The organism is Aurantimicrobium minutum (assembly GCF_002355535.1).
In the GTDB taxonomy this organism is placed as follows: Bacteria; Actinomycetota; Actinomycetes; order Actinomycetales; family Microbacteriaceae; genus Aurantimicrobium; species Aurantimicrobium minutum.
This window is the reverse complement of record NZ_AP017457.1, coordinates 622,972-641,606: the sequence shown is the minus strand read 5'-3', so window position 1 is coordinate 641,606 and position 18,635 is coordinate 622,972. Positions and strand designations below refer to the sequence as shown.

Here is an 18,635-nt window from a genome sequence, read left to right as displayed (position 1 = left end):
GTTTTCACTAAAAAGCCCGGTCATGCGACCGGGCTTTTTGCTGTTGAGCGCTATCTGACGGGCCACATTCCATCTCCTGGGTAAACAGGTAGGTTCTGACTCCGGCGCCAGTTGGCGTAACTTTCAGCTTGTTCCTTAGCCCAGGTGACTTGGAGGTCATGTAGCTCTTCAGCGGGAAAAGCCAGGTCCGCAGCGTACTTTTTCCCAATTGCATGGGCAACGCGCCCAGCTGCAATCGCATCTGCCGCAGCATCATGGGCATCAGTGAGCGCAACACCATAATGAGCAGCGGCGGCTTCTAACGTTCTTTTGCCCTTGCGGTATTTATCGACCTGCTTGTCAATAATGAGGGGATCGATCACTGGACGGGGGAGTTCAAGTGGATCAAACCCATATCTTTTTGCTTCCCGGTCAAGAATCGTGAAGTCATACGAAGCGTTATATGCAACCACGCCAATTCCCTGATCCATAAAGCTTGAAATAATCGTCAGTAGCTCATAAATGCTGTCCGGAGCTGGTGCGCCTTCTGAGCGCATGCGTTCTGTTGTGATGCCATGCACAGCCGTTGCTTGCTCAGGAATTTCAATTCCACAATCGATGAGCCAGTTATGCTCTTCTTCCACCTCGCCATAAGGGTTGAGGACACTGACGTTCGCTGAGACGATACGTGTCGTCTCAGGGGCAATTCCCGTCGTTTCGGTGTCAAAAACAGCAATTACGTTAGCCCATTCGGGCAATCCAGTGTTGGTCACGTCATTCACTTTAGGTTCTCCGACGGACAAGCAGGCTTTAGAGGCTCGGTGCGCCTACACTTGAGGCAATGCCTGCTGTATCTCCTTATGCTTACAAGCTTGAACAAATTCCAACCGTTCATGCTTCTGTCGACGTCTCTGGCCTCAGAACTGATTATTGGGAATATGGTGACTCATCATCTCCACTTCAATTGGTTTTGATACATGGATTTCGTGGAGATCATCACGGCTTAGAGCCCATCGTTGCCGAATTGGGGCCTGGAGTTCATGCCGTCATACCTGATTTACCTGGTTTTGGTCTTTCAGAAGCGCTACCTTCACCAGCAAATATTGACTCATTCAGCAGATGGCTCATTCAGTTTCTTGAGGTAATCGGTGCCGACAAGGATGTTGTTGTATTGGGGCATTCTTTTGGCTCAATTATTGTTGGTGGTGCTACCGCTCAGGGCCTTACACAGCGCAGAATAATAATGATTAATCCCATAGCTGCGAATGCACTCAAAGGTCCCCGCGGCATCATGACTCGTCTGGCAGTTCTTTATTACAAAGCAGCGGCTGCGCTGCCAGCACGTGCTGGTTATGCGTTACTCAAAAACAAACTGATTGTTCGGGTCATGAGTGAAACCATGGCCAAGACGGAAGACAAAAACTTACGTCAGTGGATTCACGAACAGCACGATCAATATTTCAGCCTGTTTGACTCCCGGGACTCAGTTTTGGAAGCATTCGAAACTTCCGTTTCTAATGACGTCAGCATGTTTGCTCCTAAAATTCATCAGGAATTGCTCATGCTCGTTGCTGATAAGGACGACATCACTGCACTGCCAGAACAGAAACTTCTCGCGTCACGAATTCCAGGAGCGCAGATTGAAGTAGTCGAAGGTGTTGGACACCTTGTTCATTATGAGGCTCCAGATTTCGCAGCCAAGCACATTCAAGCTTTCCTAAATGAGGCTAAAAAATAATGCGCATTGCTTTTGACTGTCGTTATGTGCGCATTGATCATCATGATGGAATTTCGCGCTTCAGTGCTCGACTTGTTGAGCACCTTATCCCACTCGTAAGTCGCAACGGTGATGAGCTCATCATGCTCATCAGTGACCCTCGACAGCTTGCTATGTTGCCAAATCTTCCGCATCACTTGGTTAGTTCGCCTACGAGTATCAAAGAACGTGGTGTCGCAAAACAGATCAACTCAATCTCTCCGGATATTGTGTTCAGCCCGATGCAGACAATTGGTTCCCGGGGGCGCAAGTATCGACTAGTTTTGACCGTGCACGACTTGATCTATTACGCGCACCCCACCCCGCCACGAAATTTGTCGTGGCCCATTCGCTTATTGTGGCGGCTGTATCACACAGCCTGGTGGCCTCAACGTTTTCTGCTTTCACGCAGCGATGCAGTTGTTGCCGTTTCAGAGACAACCAAACAACTCATCCACGAGAACAAACTAACTTCCAAGCCTGTATATGTTGTCCACAACGCTGCAGACAGTATTACTGAGGACATTGACGTCGCGGTTGCCAGCGAAAGATCACAATCCCTTGTATATATGGGCTCTTTCATGCCATATAAAAATGTTGAAACGCTCGTCAGGGCAGCAGCTCTACTTCCTGATTTCACCCTTCATTTGTTGAGCAAAATCACTGATGCTGATCTCACGCGACTGCAAAAAATTGCTCCTGATGCTCAAATCCATTTTCACAATGGAATTTCTGATGAGGATTACTTTGATTTGCTCTCCCACGCCACAGCATTAGTTTCGGCTTCTAAAGACGAGGGTTTTGGTATTCCACTTGTGGAAGCGATGAGCCTAGGCACTCCTGTCGTTATTTCAGACATTGGCATTTTTCATGAAATTGGTGGAAATGCTGCCCTTTTTGCTGATCCTGAGGATCCACAATCTTTTGCGAAAGCAGTTCGAACTCTCACAAACCACGAAACCTGGAACACTGCATCTGAAGCAGCTCGCCGACAAGCAAGCAAATTCAGCTGGGAAAGTTCTGCTGAAGAACTATTCGATGTCCTCGTAAAGGTAGCCCGAACCTAATTCATGAGCAAGAGCTGTCAAAATTGGGCTCGTACCACCGTCAAGTTTTACTGCAGCCTTACGATCGCCCTTTGTCACACCCTTATTGATGATGGCTATCGGCATTTTCTCGCGCCTGGCTTGATCTACTAATCGCACAGCAGAATTCACTGCTAAAGAAGATCCAGCCACAATGAGTGCATCTGCGCGTTTCACAAGACTTTGAGCAGCGGCAAAGATCTTTGCTGGGACAAACTCCCCAAAAAAGACAACATCAGGCTTCAATATTCCGCCACAGACAGTACACGCTGGAATCGTTACCTCGTTGAAATTCGATACATCGACATCACCATCGGGGGCAAGAACAATATTGCTCAATTCTTCAAGCCAAGGATTCTCATCACTGAGTTGTTGTTCAATGCTGACTCGATCGAACTGTTGACTACATTCCAAACAAATCACTCGATCGAGTGAGCCATGCAGATCCACTACGTGAGAATTTCCTGCACGGCGATGCAATCCATCTACGTTTTGGCTGATTACTCCTTCGATGATTCCACCTTGTTCCATGGCGGCGATAGCCAGGTGGCCCTCGTTGGGTTCAGCTTGTGAAAAACTTTTCCATCCGACGTGCGCCCCGGCCCAATAACGTTTTCTGGCAAGTTCACTGTTGAGAAAGTCAGAAATGTTCATCGGTGTTCGTTTAGAAGCACCTTGCCCGCGATAATCGGGGATTCCTGAATCGGTAGAGACACCTGCACCCGTAAGAACGGCAACACGTCGACCTGCTACTAATTGCACTAAAGATTCCAGCCCCTCAATGTGGGTGGTCTCGTGGACAATTGCGGCCATGGCCGCAAGCCTAAGTCATCTTCGTTTCGTTCATGTTTCAGAAAACTGGCAAACTGAACTTATGTCCACGGTATTCAGAATCTCAGATCTATCTGATCCGCGGCTCGCAGATTTCACTCAGCTCACCGACGTTGCTTTGAGAAAGATTCTTGAACCTGAAGGTGGGCTGTATTTAGCTGAATCACTCAAAGTCATTCAACGCTCACTTGCAGCAGGCCACGTCCCTCGGGCTGTATTGATTCAAGAACAGTGGCTCAGTGACATTGAGCCGTTAGTTGCCAATGATGACTGTCCGATCTTTGTTGCACCGGCAGAACTTATTGCAGAGTTAACTGGTTACGACATGCACAGGGGTGCAATGGCTTCGATGAATCGTCCCAGATTGCCCGAGCTGAGTGACCTTCTCTCAGGCGCAAAGCGTGTCGTTGTTTTGGAAGATATTGTCGACCACACGAATGTTGGAGCAATATTCAGGGCAGTAGCTGGCCTTGGTGCTGATGCCGTTCTCATCTCTCCTCGCTGTGCTGACCCGCTCTATCGTCGATCTGTTCGTGTCTCGATGGGCACAGTTCTCCAAGTCCCGTGGACAAGACTTCCAGAGTGGGCACAAGCGAGAGAGATTCTCCACAAATATGGTTTCCATATTTCAGCTCTAGCTCTTTCCGATCAGGCCATTTCACTTAAAGAATTCGCAACGCATCCGCCGGAAAAAATAGCCTTGGTTTTTGGTTCTGAGGGGGATGGACTTTCGCGAGAGGCATTAGGGGTATGTGATTCGGTCGTGACCATTCCGATGAAACACGGTGTTGATTCACTCAATGTCGCCTCAGCCAGTGCTGTCGTTTTATACGCACTCACCGAGTGAACTCCACACTCATTACTGTCCGATTTCATAGACTAAACAAACTATGACCGGGGAAACGACACACATTGGATCGTTTGCCGCAGAACATCTCTCTCCTGCATATCCCGCTCGCGCACCATGGGGAACTGCCGATAACTTACGTGCGTGGCAAACCGAGGCTTTAGATGCATATTTCACGCATGAGCCGAAAGATTTCCTTGCAGCAGCTACACCAGGTGCAGGGAAGACGACCTTCGCTTTGCGTCTCGCAACAGAGCTGTTACGCCGCCGTGTGATTGATCGCATTACAGTGGTCACTCCAACTGAACACCTGAAAACACAATGGGCTGATGCTGCGCATAAAGTTGGCATTCGGCTTGATCCGCATTTCACCAATGCGCACAAACGTCACGGTAAACAGTTCCATGGTGTTGCTGTGACCTATGCACAAATTGCGATGAAGCCGCATGTTCACAAAGATCTGACAGAGTCTGCTCGGACACTAGTCATACTTGACGAGGTTCATCATGGCGGAGATGCCCTCAGTTGGGGTGACGGTATCAGAGAAGCTTTTTCTCGAGCTGAGAGGCGTCTTTCTCTCACAGGGACTCCTTTTCGTAGTGACACAGCACCTATTCCGTTCGTGAGTTATCTCCCCAATCGTGACGGGGTATTAGTTTCTCAAACCGATTATGACTACGGATATGGTCGTGCATTGCAGGACGGTGTTGTCCGTCCTGTCATGTTTATGGTTTATGCCGGTTCCATGCGCTGGCGGACCCGAGCTGGGGAAGAAATGGAAGCGCGTCTTGGGCAGGACAATACCAAGGATGTGACTTCTCAAGCCTGGCGTGCAGCTCTTGATCCAGGCGGTGACTGGATTCCTCAAGTTTTGACTGCGGCTAATTCTCGCTTGAGTGAAGTCCGACATTCCATACCAGATGCAGCTGGTCTTGTTATCGCAACAGATCAGGATGACGCCAGAGCATATGCACGTATCCTTCACACAATCACTGGCGAACAACCCACCGTCGTGCTCAGTGACGAGGTGGGTGGAAGCCAGAAGATTGAAGAGTTTTCTTCTTCGAACAACAGGTGGATGGTTGCTGTTCGGATGGTTTCTGAGGGAGTAGACGTTCCTCGACTTGCAGTTGGTGTGTACGCAACAAGTGCATCTACACCCTTATATTTCGCCCAAGCTGTCGGGCGCTTTGTTCGTGCTCGACGCCGAGGTGAAACTGCGTCAGTCTTTTTGCCCAATGTTCCTTCACTCCTAGCTTTAGCTCAGGAGCTGGAACTTCAACGTGATCACGCTCTCGAACGCAGGTCCAGTGCTGCTGAGAGTGATTATCCTGAAATGTCTGATTTTGAACATTCGCAGAGGGAAGAACAAGCTTCTTCACAAATAGACGAAGAATTCAATGAGTTCGCGATCTTAGGTTCAGATGCAAACTTCGACATGGTCATGTTTCAAGGGGAGGAGTTTGGTGGTTACGCTGAACCAGGTTCACTAGAAGAACATGACTTCATCGGTATTCCTGGTTTATTAGAACCAGAACAAATTGCTGACCTACTGCGCTTTCGACAGCGACGCCAAGCTCAGCGTGGAAGTGGTCGCTCTCGCGATGTTGCCGAGAACCGCAGCATCCCTCTGCACAGAAGCTTGAAAGAGCAGCGGGCTTTGTTGAACTCCTTAGTTGCGTTATGGAGTAAACAGACAAATACGCCACACGGCATTATTCATACTGAACTTCGTCAAACATGCGGGGGTCCGCCTGTTGCACAAGCAACAGTTGCTCAACTTCAAGCACGTATTGATTTGATGAGGCGACGTATCTCTTCACCCGTGAAATAACTAGATATAGTCCTAAATTTTGAAATACACGCAACATGAGGTGTTTCAATCATAAGTTGAAGGTTTTTTCGAAGTACTATTTCTTCATGTCTTGCATACGATTCAACACCCCAGCACAGCGTGCACAGCTTGATATGTTGCGTAACGACAAGAAACTCAACGAAACAGCTGTTGCTCAGTTCCTTGGTCCAGAATTCGGTGAAACCAAGATCAAACGTCTTCGGACCATGGCGGTTGATAAAAATCCCAAAATTCGTGAAAGTGTTGCTCTGAGTTATCACGTACCTGAAGAAGTTATGTGGAAGCTTGCAAAGGATAAGAACGAAGGTGTTCGTATTTGTGTTGCACGAAACGAAACCACACCCTGTGACATTCTTCGTTTCCTTGCTTCAGACAAGAGTGAACAAGTGCGCAGTTGGGTTGCTGTGAACTTTTTTGTTCCGCAGGACGTCATGGAAACTCTGGCATCCGACAAGAGCGCATCCGTTCGCAAGCTTGTTGCATGGAAAGCCTCTCTTGCAGAAGAAGAACTTCAAGCTGCAAGCTAAACGAAGAAATCCCCGAGATTGTCGGGGATTTCTTATTGTGCGCGAAGGGGGACTTGAACCCCCACGTCCTTACGGACACTAGCACCTCAAGCTAGCGCGTCTGCCATTCCGCCACCCGCGCAGGTGATGGTAGATAACTACCGAGAAACAACATTAGCACGAAGAATTATCTTCAAAGTGCACTGTGCCTCCTCATGCTGAGGTGCAACACAACTACTGTCGAAGTTATGGGTTTTTTTGACGCACTTTTCCTCGGGTTTATTCAAGGTCTGACAGAGTTTATTCCCGTTTCCAGCTCGGCACACCTGAGGATTATCGGCGAATTCTTGCCCAATGGAGCTGATCCTGGGGCAACATTTACTGCTATTACTCAACTCGGAACAGAGGCAGCCGTTGTTGTCTACTTTTGGAGAGACATTGTTCGTATCGTTAAACAATGGTCACGTGCACTAGTCGGTAAAGCACCAAAAAACGACCCTGATGCACGAATGGGCTGGCTCATTATTGTGGGCTCTCTGCCCATCATTGTTTTAGGCCTTGTTTTTCAGGACGAAATTGAGACTACTTTTAGGTCATTGTGGCTTGTTGCAAGCATGTTGATTATTTTCGGCATTCTGATGGGTATTGCTGATGTCGTTGGAAAAAAGACTCGCAGCCTCCAGCAACTGACCGTCGGTCGGGGTGTTGTCTTTGGCTTCGCTCAGGCCCTCGCTTTGATCCCAGGGGTTTCTCGTTCTGGCGGAACAATTACTGCTGGGTTGTTTATGGGGTTCAGCAGAACTGCAGCAGCTAGATATTCGTTTCTTTTAGCTCTTCCAGCAGTTTTTGGAAGTGGGTTCTATCAGCTAGCCAAAAGTTTTTCAGGTCCGCAAGTTGTTGGGCCGCTGGAAACGCTATCTGCAACCGTTGTTGCATTTATTGTGGGCATTGGCGTGATTGCCTTCTTGATGAACTGGCTCAGCAAACACAGCTTCTGGCCATTTGTCGTCTATAGGGTTTTACTCGGCGGAACGATATTGGTTCTCTTAGCCACGGGTGTACTTCAAGGCTAAACGCCCTTAGGGGGCTCGTTTCCGTCAGGGCCAGGCTTATCAGTTGAACGCAGAAAACGTTCAAACTCCTGTGCCAAAGATTCTCCTGTGGCTTCGGGGGAGTCAACCATGTCTCGTGCCTGTTCAAGTTGGGCAATGTAGGCAGACATATCTTCGTCTTCGGCGGCAAGTTTGTTGATGTTTTCTTCCCATGCTGCAGCCTCTTCGACCAGCTCTCCTCGGGGAATCACGACATCAACAATTTCTTCAAGCTTGTCGATGAGGGCCAATGTTGCCTTCGGGCTAGGACTTTGATGAACGTAGTGGGGGACTGAAGCCCAGATTGCAACAGTGGGGATATCTGCTTCCTCTGCTGCGGCAGCAATCACACTCAAGATGCCGACAGGGCCTTCATAACTGCTTCGTTCAACATCTAGTTCGTGTCGAACAGCAGCGTTTTCACTACTGACAAATGTTGAAATGGGTCGGGTGTGTGGCACATCAGCTAGCATGGCTCCGAGAAGAACTATCGCGGAAATGTCTGCAGCGAGCGCAATATCTAAAATCTCATTGGTGAAAGTAAGCCAGTTTCGACTCGGTTCTACACCCTGCAGGAGATAGATATTTCCTGAATTGGTGCCAGTGACATCGAGCAGATTATCTTCGACAATCTCCTCAATAACATCGCTAGGAACCATGGGGGCATAGAGAATCGAGGTTGGCCACGTCAGAGAACGATTTCCGTCGTCATCAAAACCAATGACTGGTCGATTGAACTGGAAGTCGTAATAGGTTTCTGGGTCTACTGTGTGAAGTGGAACTACATCAAGCTGTTCTTGCAAAGTTCGGACAGCAGAGCTGGCAGCTTCTCCTGCGTCATTCCAGCCTTCAAAAGCAACGACGAGCAGTCTGCCGCGAAAAGGATGACGGTCTTTGTTCACCTGTATTGCCCCGATCTGTTAATTGATAAGAATACCGTCCCACCACGGACAAGTAGGCTAGTCGAGTGAGTACCGACAAACCCAACATGCAGATTCGTCCAGCAGCAATACTGTGGGACATGGACGGCACAATTGTCGATTCAGAAGAGTATTGGATCATTGCTGAACAAGAACTAGTTGAATTATTCGGCGGTTCGTGGTCTCACGAAGACGGATTAGCCCTAGTTGGTAATGGTTTGCCAACCACTGCGGTGAAACTCCAAGAACGAGGCGTCACACTATCGGTGGATGAAATTATTCAAACGCTTACCAATCGCGTACTTGAGCAATTGGAGATTGCAGTTCCTTGGCGCCCAGGCGCTGTGGAACTCATCCATCAGTTTCAAGCTGCAGGTTTGCCTCAGCTACTTGTGACAATGTCCATTGAACGAATGGCTCGTGCAGTTATCGCACTTATTCCGGGCACCCCACTTCACGATGTTGTCGCCGGTGACAATGTGGTCGATTCCAAGCCACATCCTGAGGCATATCTTCTTGGTGCAGAAAAACTTTCAGTAGACCCACGCCAGTGCGTTGCTTTTGAAGATTCACCCTCGGGGGTTCGCTCTGCATCCGCTTCTGGTGCATTCACAGTTGGAGTCACCAATATTGTTCCGCTCAAGAATCAGCCAGCAGACGTGATTTTAGATACCCTCGCTGGCGTCGATGCGGAACAGATTTTCAACTTATTCGCCCAACGACCACAGGCAGCATTATGAACCACGACGTCTCTCCGCGTTATTTGCCCGGCCCCCTGCGAGCAGGTGATCGATGCCAGCTGACAGATCCCAAAGGAAAAATCAACACTGTTTCCCTCAAACCTGGTGATGAATTCCATACTCATCGTGGCGTGATCAAACATGACGACATCATTGGCTTGCCTGATGCTTCAGTTGTGCTGAATAGCTCAGGCATTGAATATTTGGTGATGCGACCTTTGCTGGTTGATTTTGTCATGTCGATGCCACGAGGTGCTGCGATTATCTATCCCAAGGAAGCTCAAGCGATTTTGGGTCAGGCAGACATTTTCCCAGGGGCACGTGTTGTCGAAGCCGGGGTGGGTTCCGGTGCATTGTCACTGTGGTTACTTCGCGCAATTGGGCCACAGGGTCACTTGTATTCCTTTGAACGTCGTGAAGAGTTTGCTGAAATTGCGGAACTGAACGTAGCTACTTTTCATGGGTTCACTCCTGAAAATTGGACAGTCACAGTAGGTGATTTGCAAGATGCTTTGCCAAAAACTGTGCGACCAGGCGAAGCCGACCGTGTGGTACTTGACATGCTCGCACCTTGGGAGTGTGTAGACATGGTTGCTGAGGCTCTTGTTCCAGGCGGTGTAGTACTGATGTATGTGGCAACGGTGACTCAGCTTTCACGCGTAGTCGAAGCCTTACGTGCTACTGGTCAATTCACACACCCCCAATCCAGCGAAACAATTGTTCGCGGCTGGCACGTTGAAGGACTCGCAGTACGTCCGGAACATCGAATGATCGGGCACACAGCCTTTTTGGTCACAGCACGAAAGCTCGCCCCAGGAGCCTACTTACCTGACCTTAAGCGTCGAGCGTCTAAGTCAGACTTCTCCGATGAAGATATGGAAGCCTGGACACCGGGGATTTTGGGTGGACGCGAAATAAGTCCAAAGAGTCTTCGTAAACGAGTTCGAAACGCAACAGAAAGCGCAGAACTTTCACAGTCTTCAGACAGCCAGCCTGAAGTCTAGAACGCACACTCAGCTCTAAGCTTGAACGGTGGGGGAGACAACTCTCCAAATGGACTCTGAGGAATTATGCGTCGAATTGTTGCAGCTATAGCTAGTCTCACTCTTATCACCGGTCTTGTCGGATGCTCGAGTGCGAATTCGAACACTCCGGAGTGCACCCCTTTGGCTTCTAGCGGATCGGTTGTCGACTCGGTCAAGGTAGAAGGAAGCTTTGGTGAAATTCCGACAGCGACCTTCCCAACTCCGCTCAAAGCCACAAAAACTGAACGCAAAATTCTTCTTGAAGGAGATGGAGCCCCTGCTCTTCCAGGTGGAGCAGTAGCAGTCGACTTCACACTGTATAACGGTGAAACCGGGGAACTTATCGGTCAAACCTCTTATGACGGATCTGATCTTCAAACCACAACTCTTTCTGAAAACACTCTCGTCACTGGCTTAATTGCAACTCTTCAGTGTGCAAATGCTGGAAGCCAAATCGTTTCTGTCATCGCACCAAGTGATCTGCTAGACCCTAACGGAAATACCATTGGGGACTTAGGAGAAAATACTTCAATCGTTGTCATTGCCGATCTGGTTTCAACGAGCCTTGCTCGAGCAAGCGGTAAATCACAGCCATCTCCAGATGGCATGCCTACGGTGGTGCTCGACGCTAACGGTGTTCCTGGTATCACGGTGCCCAAAACTGCTCCTCCAACCAAGCTTGAAACTGCTGTCCTCATCAAAGGTGACGGTCCGGTAGTTTCAGCTGGTGCATCCGTCACCGTTCACTACACCGGAGTTTTATGGAGTGATGGCACTGTCTTTGATTCGAGTTGGTCTCGAAATACTTCAGCAACATTTAGCCTTGATGGAGTGGTTCCAGGTTTTGCTCAAGCAATTGAAGGCCAGACTGTCGGGTCACAAATTCTTGCAGTCATCCCACCTGAGCTTGCATACGGTGACCAGGACAACGGAACCATTCCTCCAGGTTCGACCCTGGTTTTCGTTATCGACATATTGGGCACAACTAAGTAGTCAGGTATGGCAGGAAAAGCTGGGACTCGCGTCAAGAAAGAAGACCGTCTTTTTAGTCTGATTCTTGCCCTTGTTTCTTCGCGAGAAGGTCTGACAAAGACGGAGATTCTCCGCTCGGTTCGAGGCTATGCAGAGATATACGATTTCAAAGCAAACACAGCTCTCGACAAAATGTTCGAACGAGACAAAGAAGAAATTCGCGCGATGGGTGTTGTTATTGACACCCTTGAGCTTCCAGAAGAGGAAGGTCAAACGCACAACATCAGATACTCGATTTCTCGGAAGAATTATGACTTCCCCGACGATGTGACTTTCACTTCAGATGAAATGACTCTCATCAACCTTGCTGCTACAGCCTGGCGAGAAGCTTCTCTCTCGAATGAGTCACGCCATGCACTGACAAAAATCAAATCTTTGGGCATTTCTGCCAATGATCCACTCATTGGTGTTGCCCCTCACATTCGAACAAATGACAAGGCATTTACAGCGATTGAGGAAGCACTAGATGCAGAACTCATAGTGACTTTCAACTACCTCAAACCGGGTATAGCCAAACCGCAGCTAAGAACTGTTGCACCTTTGGCAATGCTTCAGTGGAGAGGGCTATGGTATGTACTTGCTCACGACTTAGAGGTTGATGCTCAACGTACCTTTCTGCTCAAGCGAATTGTCTCTAATCCCGTTCGGGTTCCACAAAAAACATTCCCACGAGTTGAAGCTTCCTATGCGAAACAACTCGAGTTAGAACTCTTAGAACTCACAAAAATGCACACAGCTGTCATTGAGGTTGAACCTGGTTCAGATGCGCAACTTCGTATCGCGTCAGAGCAGGGGATAAGTCCCGAACTCACAACGCTGACTTTTGGTTTCTCAGATCTTGAGATTCTTGCTGATGATCTTGTGAAATTTGGACATCAACTCAGAGTTGTTTCTCCTCCTGAACTGATCTCCGCAGTCATTTCCCGTTTTGAGTCAATATCCAATAAGGGGGGAAAATAATGGTCAATTCATCCCGCCTCGAAGCCTCTGACCGAGTGACATTATTAATGTCTTTTGTTCCTTACCTTCTAGAACATGGACCTGTTTCGATTGATGAACTAGCGCAACATTTTGACATCACGACTACTCAGGTTGAGGAAATAGTCCAACTCTTGGCAATGTCAGGAATTCCTGGAGACAACGGTTTTTATCAGCATTCTGACTTGTTTGATATCAATTGGGATTTATTTGAAAATGAAGCACAGGTAGAGCTGTGGTCTCATGTTGGTGTCGAAGCTACCCCTAGGTTCTCCGCGAGAGAAGCAGCGGCACTCGTTGCGGGACTTCAGTACATTTCCGGGATTGTTCCAGATTCTGACAAAGAGATTATTTCGACGTTACTGAAGAAAATATCCGCTGGAGCTTCAGCTGCACCAGAGAATCTCCTAATCAGTGCAGCAGAGATGCCTGTTGATGTTGATGTCATCACAACTGCAGTTGCTTCAGAGAAGTCCATACGTTTTCGTTACAGGAACGGTCAAGGGATTGAACAGGTTCGCACAGTTGATCCATTGAGACTAGATCTTGTTGGGCCAACCTGGTACTTAAGGTCATGGTGTCATGACCGGCAGGCACTTCGAACTTTTCGTTTAGACCGAATTTCTGAACTCGAACTTTCAGAGCAAAAGTTTTCTTCGCCGGTATCGACAAACGAGCTAACAGATCAACTTTTCGATGTTTCTGAAACAGATCTCCGTGTGCAATTCCACGTGGACACTGCGGCTTTGCCCCTCATCTCTGCGTATAACCCGCAGATTGTTTCTCAATTAGACGAAGAATCGGTCGCCGTAGAGGTGTCCTTCGCGAACTTAGAATCTGTCCCCATATTTGTCGCTCAAGTGCCCGGACTCATTCGTGTGATTTCACCGTCAGAAGCTGTAACGGCCGTTCAAGATTGGGCCAATCAGGCACTTGCCAGATATACCGCCTAAACTAGAACTATCCCTCGTGTACTAAGGACAAATTGATGCTTGGAAATCTCTCTGGTTGGCACCTGCTTATCATCATTGCTGTTGTCCTGCTGTTGTTTGGGGCACCGAAACTTCCTGGTCTCGCACGCTCTCTTGGTCAGTCAATGCGTATCTTCAAGAGTGAAGTCAAGCAGATGAAGGACGATGACAAGCCTGCTGACCAGCCCAGTAACGAAAATAACGACTCTTCCAAGTCTTCCTAAATTGGTCATGGCGACACGTCCTCGCCGAAGCTCGGCACGCGAAGCAAGAATGCCCTTAAGCGGGCATCTTGTTGAGTTGCGTAAACGACTCTATTTAGCTGCACTATTTATTGTTCTGGGCGCAGTAGTGGGGTGGTTTGCCTCTGATTACTTGCTAGCTCTGTTGCGTGATCCGATTTACGCAGTAGCAGAAACACAAGATCGAGTCGCCACTATCAACTACAACTCAATTACGAGCGCCTTCGACCTCAAGCTACAAATTGCTTTCACAGTCGGCATTGTCATTTCTAGCCCGTTTTGGCTATATCAAATTTGGGCTTTTTTTGTTCCAGGACTGACAAAAAAAGAAAAGAAATACACCTTGGGCTTTATGTTCAGTGCGATTCCTCTGTTCTTTTTGGGCAGCGCAGCAGGTTGGTATGTCTATCCGCATATTGTTGCCCTCATGACAAGCTTTGCCCCAAGCGAAGATACGTCAATTATTGAAGCAAAGACATATTTTGATTTTGTGCTCAAACTAGTGATCGTGGTCGGCGTGGCTTTCGTGCTGCCGGTCTTCCTCGTGTTGTTTAACTTCGCCGGTCTCATCTCTGCTCAGAGCATCCTCAAGTCGTGGCGGATTGCTATTTTGATGATTACGTTGTTCACCGCAATTGCAACACCTGCAGCAGATGTTCTCTCAATGTTCTTGCTTGCAATTCCGATGATTATGCTTTTCTTCCTAGCCGCCGGCATCGCGTGGCTACACGATAAAAGAGTTGCAAAAAAAACTGATTCCGTGAATCCAGATGAAGCAAGTGCCTTACCGCCCACAGAACCATTGTCTGCATAACAATGGTTGAGCTCACAGCTGCTGAACGTTACGCACTTGCACAGGCGCGCAAAAAGACCCCTCTAGTTAATGAATTCCGGGAACGCAGAACTTTTGACCTTGATCCATTCCAAATCGCTGCGGCAAACGTTCTTGAAGCTGGTAGCTCCGTACTAGTTGCTGCACCGACTGGTGCGGGCAAAACAGTTGTTGCAGAATTTGCTGTCTTTCTTGCGATGTCTACTGAGACAGACAAATTGTTTTACACGACGCCTATGAAAGCGTTGTCGAACCAGAAATATAACGAGTTCGTTGACGAGTGGGGCGCAAGTAACGTTGGTTTGCTCACTGGTGACACCAACATCAATCCCACTGCACGCATCATGGTGATGACCACAGAGGTGTTGAGAAACATGCTCTATGCAGACAGTGACTTACTGAGAAACCTCAAATTCGTAGTGATGGATGAAATTCACTACCTTGCGGACAGATTCCGTGGTGCTGTGTGGGAAGAAGTCATTATCCATTTACCTCAACATGTTCGTCTTGTTGGTTTGAGTGCAACCGTGTCAAACGCAGAGGAGTTCGGAGATTGGCTCCAAGCTGTCCGCGGAAACACTGAAATCATTGTTTCTGAAGATCGTCCCGTGCCGTTAGATCAACATGTGTTGGTAGGTAACAAATTTATTGACCTCTTTGACTCAGCTGGGTCAGGCGCAACCATTCGTGTTAACCCGGAACTTCTGAGGTTGGCACATTCCCATCAACGAGCTCCTCATATTCGCTCAGCAGGGCGCAATTCACATCGCGGCGGAAGAAATAAACCCAATTATGCGATGAATGCACCTCTACAAGGTCGCATGGACCGTGCACAAATTATTGAACTACTTGCAGAGAAGAATCTCCTTCCCGCGATTTCGTTTATTTTCAGCCGAGCCGGTTGTGATCAAGCAGTCTCACAGGTTTTGCGGTCGGGTATTCGTCTGACGACAGCAGAAGAAAGAGAAGAAATTCGCGAAATAGTTGAACAACGATGTTCGCCTATTCCCGATGAAGACTTGGGTGTCTTGGGGTATTGGGACTGGATTGACGGTTTGGAACGCGGAGTTGCAGCTCACCATGCTGGACTTTTGCCTGCATTCAAGGAAGTAGTTGAAGAGTTATTTCAAAAGAAATTAGTCAAAGTGGTTTTTGCCACTGAAACTCTTGCATTAGGTATCAATATGCCGGCAAGGACTGTTGTTCTGGAAAAACTTGAGAAATTCAACGGTGAAGCTCGTCTCCCTCTGACTCCAGGCGAATACACTCAACTCACTGGTCGTGCAGGCCGTCGCGGTATTGATGTCGAAGGTCACTCACTGATTCAGTGGTCCAATAATTTGGACCCACAAACAGTCGCAAGTTTGGCCAGTAGGAGAACGTATCCGCTGAACTCAAGCTTTCGCCCAACCTACAACATGGCCATTAACCTGATCGAACAATTTGGTCGTGCACGAACTAGGGACATTCTTGAAAGTAGTTTTGCCCAGTTTCAGGCGGACCGTGCCGTTGTTGATTTAGCAAGAAAAGTAAAGCAACAAGAAGAAACGTTAGCTGGTTACGCAGAACCAATGACCTGCCATTTGGGTGATTTTGTTGAATATGCAGCGCTTCGTCGCAAACTGACAGACATCGAAAGGCAATCTGAGTCAGGTTCTCGAGCAGCTAAGGAAAAACGGAGTGCGGAACTCAATTCCCTTCGAAAGCAATTGAAGTCTCATGCATGTCATCATTGCCCTGATCGCGAACAGCATGCCCGCTGGGCAGAGCGATGGTGGAGACTCAAACGCGACACCGACAAAATTGTCCAACAAATCAATACGCGCACCGGTGCTGTTGCTCGAATTTTTGATCGTGTTTGCGATGTTCTGGTGGATATTGACTATTTGATGAAAGATCCTCTGGGTACAGAGTTCTCACTCACGCCTAAGGGTGAGTATCTCGGAAAGATCTACGGAGAGCGTGATCTTCTGATTGCCGAGAGCATTCGTTTACAGCTGTGGAATGAACTTGATGTGCCCTCATTGGCTGCGATGGCTTGTGCAATTGTCTTTGAACCACGTCGTGAAGAGGGGCTGATCAACGAAAGATATCTCCCTCGAGGTAAATTTCTCGATGCACTTCATGAAACCCAAAGTCTCTGGGCGGACCTGGATGAGTTAGAGAACTATCACAAGCTTCCTGGAACATCTCCGCTAGCTACAGGGCTGTGTTTAGCAATGTATAAATGGGCCAAAGGTGACCGATTAGATAATGTCCTCTTCGATGCTGATATGCCAGCCGGTGACTTTGTTCGCTGGGCTAAACAAACCATCGATCTACTAGATCAACTTGCACAGGTTACTGACGGTGAACTTCAGAAAACTGCTCGCGATTCACTGGACCAGGTCCGTCGTGGCATCGTTGCCTATTCTGCGGTGGTGTGAATGAAGAGAATGAGTTTTGGGATATCTCTAATACTTGCTGTCGTAGCAGGTTTTACACTTTCTGCTGCCTTCCCGGCAACTGCCTTTTGGCCGTTGGCTTTCGTCGGTGTTTTCATTTTGTATTTGAGTCTCATTGGTCGCAGTTTCTGGACTGGGTTTCTTGTCGGAACAATCACGGGAGCTACATTCTGGCTTTCTCTCATTAATTGGCTCACCCTCTATCTAGGCCCAGTTCCCTGGCTTGCATTGGGAATACTTCAGGCACTCTTCTTTGGTGTCGGAGCTGCTGTCTCAGGAATTGTCATTAACCGCGGCCCACAACGATGGCCATCACGTTGGGGTCGAATTGGGGTTGTCAGTATTGTTCTGGCTTCAGTGTGGACTCTTCGCGAGTCAATCACGAGTGTTTGGCCGTACGGGGGGTTTTCTTGGGGCCGGATGGCTCAATCGCAAGCTGAGGGCCCTTTGGCTCAAAATGTCGCGTGGGTTGGCACTGCTGGGCTGACTTTCCTCGTTGTAGTCAGCTCTGCATTACTTTTCCAAACTCTTCGTGAACGACAAACGAAATTTTTGGCATTCCCAGTTTTGTTTTTTGTGTCAATACTCGCTGTACCCGCATTTCCACATGAAATTACTGGATACACCAACGTCCTTTCTGTTCAAGGCAATTCACGCGCTGGATTATTCGATAGAGGCGCCCCCGGATCAATACTGCAAGATCATGTTTCCGGTACTTTGCCCTATCAGGGCCAAGACATTGACATGATTGTGTGGCCTGAGAACGCAAGTGATCTCAACCCGCTGCAATCTGTTTTGGCGGCACAAGTTCTTACTGCGGTGTCTGCAAAGTTAGATGCCCCCATTGTTACCGGCACTATTACTGTTGATGAACAGGACAGAGTCTTCAACTCTTCCTTGGTATGGACCGATAAAGCCCTTGCGCAATACGACAAAATCCACCCAGTACCTTTTGCCGAATACATGCCAAACCGAGAGTTTTGGCGGCTATTTCAACCTGATCTGGTTGATCTCGTCACCCGAGATTACAGTTTTGGAACACGACCAAATGTTGTCGACATCAATGGTGTTCTTGCAGGCATATCTATCTGCTTCGACATCACAGATGATAACCAGGCCTATTTGATGATTGGTGATGGCGCAGAAATTATCCTTGCCCAGACAAATAATGCTGATTTCGGTAAAACATCAGAGAATCTACAACAGCTTTCTATTGCTCGGCTTAGGGCTATTGAAACAGCTCGATCTGTTGTGAACATTTCAACCGTGGGTACTTCAGCTGTTATCAGTCCAGATGGTTCAACCTTAGATAGCATTCCTGCTTACCAGCCTGCTGAGATGTTGACTACTGTTCCCTTGAGTACCACTATCACTCCTGCGATGTCATTTGGCCGTGTTATTGAATGGTCTATTGGAGCAGTCGCCATAGCCGGCGTGCTCCTCATTCTCATTCGACGTAAGCCATAGAATGGGCTAGCTGAGACTGTTACTAACTGGAGTG

Annotated in this window: 18 protein-coding genes and 1 tRNA gene; 15 read left to right on the top strand and 4 right to left on the bottom strand. The window is 48.2% G+C overall.

The genetic code is table 11. The features are described 5' to 3' along the window. Positions 1 to 50: 50 nt before the first annotated feature. Complete coding sequence (locus AUMI_RS03135) at positions 51 to 752, bottom strand: exonuclease domain-containing protein (RefSeq protein WP_231951815.1); 702 nt, start codon at positions 750 to 752, stop codon at positions 51 to 53. Between the two features lie 68 nt (positions 753 to 820). Here AUMI_RS03135 and AUMI_RS03130 point away from each other — a divergent pair, with 68 nt between their 5' ends. Together AUMI_RS03130 and AUMI_RS03125 are read left to right on the top strand one after the other, a co-directional pair. Then, positions 821 to 1,717: an alpha/beta fold hydrolase gene (locus tag AUMI_RS03130; protein ID WP_096381215.1), complete on the top strand. Its 897-nt coding sequence runs from the start codon at positions 821 to 823 to the stop codon at positions 1,715 to 1,717. Then, positions 1,717 to 2,802: a glycosyltransferase family 4 protein gene (locus AUMI_RS03125; RefSeq protein ID WP_096381214.1), complete on the top strand. Its 1,086-nt coding sequence runs from the start codon at positions 1,717 to 1,719 to the stop codon at positions 2,800 to 2,802. Before AUMI_RS03130 ends, AUMI_RS03125 begins: the two co-directional genes overlap by 1 nt. Here the strand turns inward: AUMI_RS03125 and AUMI_RS03120 are convergent. After that, entirely contained in the window at positions 2,767 to 3,633 is an 867-nt protein-coding gene (locus AUMI_RS03120; protein ID WP_096381211.1) for a Sir2 family NAD-dependent protein deacetylase, read from the bottom strand. The genes AUMI_RS03125 and AUMI_RS03120 overlap by 36 nt on opposite strands. Before the next feature lie 61 nt (positions 3,634 to 3,694). On the opposite strand from AUMI_RS03120, the gene AUMI_RS03115 reads away from it, so the two are divergent. From AUMI_RS03115 to AUMI_RS03105, 3 genes are all read left to right on the top strand, one after another. Further along, entirely contained in the window at positions 3,695 to 4,498 is an 804-nt protein-coding gene (locus AUMI_RS03115; protein ID WP_096383419.1) for a TrmH family RNA methyltransferase, read from the top strand. Between the two features lie 43 nt (positions 4,499 to 4,541). Next, positions 4,542 to 6,332 carry a DEAD/DEAH box helicase gene (locus tag AUMI_RS03110; RefSeq protein ID WP_096381209.1) on the top strand — a complete coding sequence of 597 codons (1,791 nt, stop codon included), beginning with the start codon at positions 4,542 to 4,544 and terminating at the stop codon, positions 6,330 to 6,332. 86 nt (positions 6,333 to 6,418) lie between these two features. Further along, a complete protein-coding gene (locus tag AUMI_RS03105) occupies positions 6,419 to 6,880 on the top strand; it encodes a hypothetical protein (protein WP_096381207.1) in 462 nt (153 codons plus the stop codon). 38 nt (positions 6,881 to 6,918) lie between these two features. Here the strand turns inward: AUMI_RS03105 and AUMI_RS03100 are convergent. Continuing rightward, positions 6,919 to 7,001, bottom strand: a tRNA-Leu gene (locus AUMI_RS03100). Between the two features lie 106 nt (positions 7,002 to 7,107). On the opposite strand from AUMI_RS03100, the gene AUMI_RS03095 reads away from it, so the two are divergent. Then, the gene (locus AUMI_RS03095) at positions 7,108 to 7,932 is read left to right on the top strand and encodes an undecaprenyl-diphosphate phosphatase (protein ID WP_096381205.1); all 825 of its coding nucleotides are present in this window, start codon (positions 7,108 to 7,110) and stop codon (positions 7,930 to 7,932) included. Here AUMI_RS03095 and AUMI_RS03090 read toward each other — a convergent pair. Beyond that, the gene (locus AUMI_RS03090) at positions 7,929 to 8,852 is read right to left on the bottom strand and encodes a proteasome assembly chaperone family protein (RefSeq protein WP_096381202.1); all 924 of its coding nucleotides are present in this window, start codon (positions 8,850 to 8,852) and stop codon (positions 7,929 to 7,931) included. The genes AUMI_RS03095 and AUMI_RS03090 overlap by 4 nt on opposite strands. Positions 8,853 to 8,917: 65 nt before the next feature. Here AUMI_RS03090 and AUMI_RS03085 point away from each other — a divergent pair, with 65 nt between their 5' ends. The 9 genes from AUMI_RS03085 to lnt all read left to right on the top strand — a co-directional run bounded on the left by AUMI_RS03085 (position 8,918) and on the right by lnt (position 18,601). Beyond that, a complete protein-coding gene (locus AUMI_RS03085; protein WP_231951814.1) occupies positions 8,918 to 9,610 on the top strand; it encodes an HAD family hydrolase in 693 nt (230 codons plus the stop codon). Continuing rightward, on the top strand, positions 9,607 to 10,614 hold the full coding sequence (locus AUMI_RS03080) for a tRNA (adenine-N1)-methyltransferase (protein ID WP_096381198.1): 1,008 nt from the start codon (positions 9,607 to 9,609) through the stop codon (positions 10,612 to 10,614). Before AUMI_RS03085 ends, AUMI_RS03080 begins: the two co-directional genes overlap by 4 nt. Before the next feature lie 66 nt (positions 10,615 to 10,680). Beyond that, complete coding sequence (locus AUMI_RS03075) at positions 10,681 to 11,628, top strand: FKBP-type peptidyl-prolyl cis-trans isomerase (protein WP_096381195.1); 948 nt, start codon at positions 10,681 to 10,683, stop codon at positions 11,626 to 11,628. A gap of 6 nt (positions 11,629 to 11,634) precedes the next feature. Then, on the top strand, positions 11,635 to 12,627 hold the full coding sequence (locus AUMI_RS03070; RefSeq protein ID WP_096381193.1) for a helix-turn-helix transcriptional regulator: 993 nt from the start codon (positions 11,635 to 11,637) through the stop codon (positions 12,625 to 12,627). Next, complete coding sequence (locus tag AUMI_RS03065) at positions 12,627 to 13,598, top strand: helix-turn-helix transcriptional regulator (RefSeq protein ID WP_096381190.1); 972 nt, start codon at positions 12,627 to 12,629, stop codon at positions 13,596 to 13,598. The genes AUMI_RS03070 and AUMI_RS03065 overlap by 1 nt, the downstream gene beginning before the upstream one ends. A 35-nt stretch (positions 13,599 to 13,633) precedes the next feature. Further along, complete coding sequence (tatA, locus tag AUMI_RS03060; protein ID WP_096381188.1) at positions 13,634 to 13,840, top strand: Sec-independent protein translocase subunit TatA; 207 nt, start codon at positions 13,634 to 13,636, stop codon at positions 13,838 to 13,840. Between the two features lie 7 nt (positions 13,841 to 13,847). Next, positions 13,848 to 14,672, top strand: coding sequence for a twin-arginine translocase subunit TatC (gene tatC, locus AUMI_RS03055; protein WP_342393815.1), 825 nt, complete (start codon positions 13,848 to 13,850; stop codon positions 14,670 to 14,672). A 2-nt stretch (positions 14,673 to 14,674) separates the two neighbouring features. Continuing rightward, positions 14,675 to 17,116: a DEAD/DEAH box helicase gene (locus AUMI_RS03050; RefSeq protein WP_096381184.1), complete on the top strand. Its 2,442-nt coding sequence runs from the start codon at positions 14,675 to 14,677 to the stop codon at positions 17,114 to 17,116. Beyond that, positions 17,117 to 18,601 (top strand): apolipoprotein N-acyltransferase, encoded by a 1,485-nt coding sequence (gene lnt / locus AUMI_RS03045; RefSeq protein ID WP_096381181.1) that lies wholly within the window; start codon positions 17,117 to 17,119, stop codon positions 18,599 to 18,601. Positions 18,602 to 18,635: the final 34 nt, after the last annotated feature.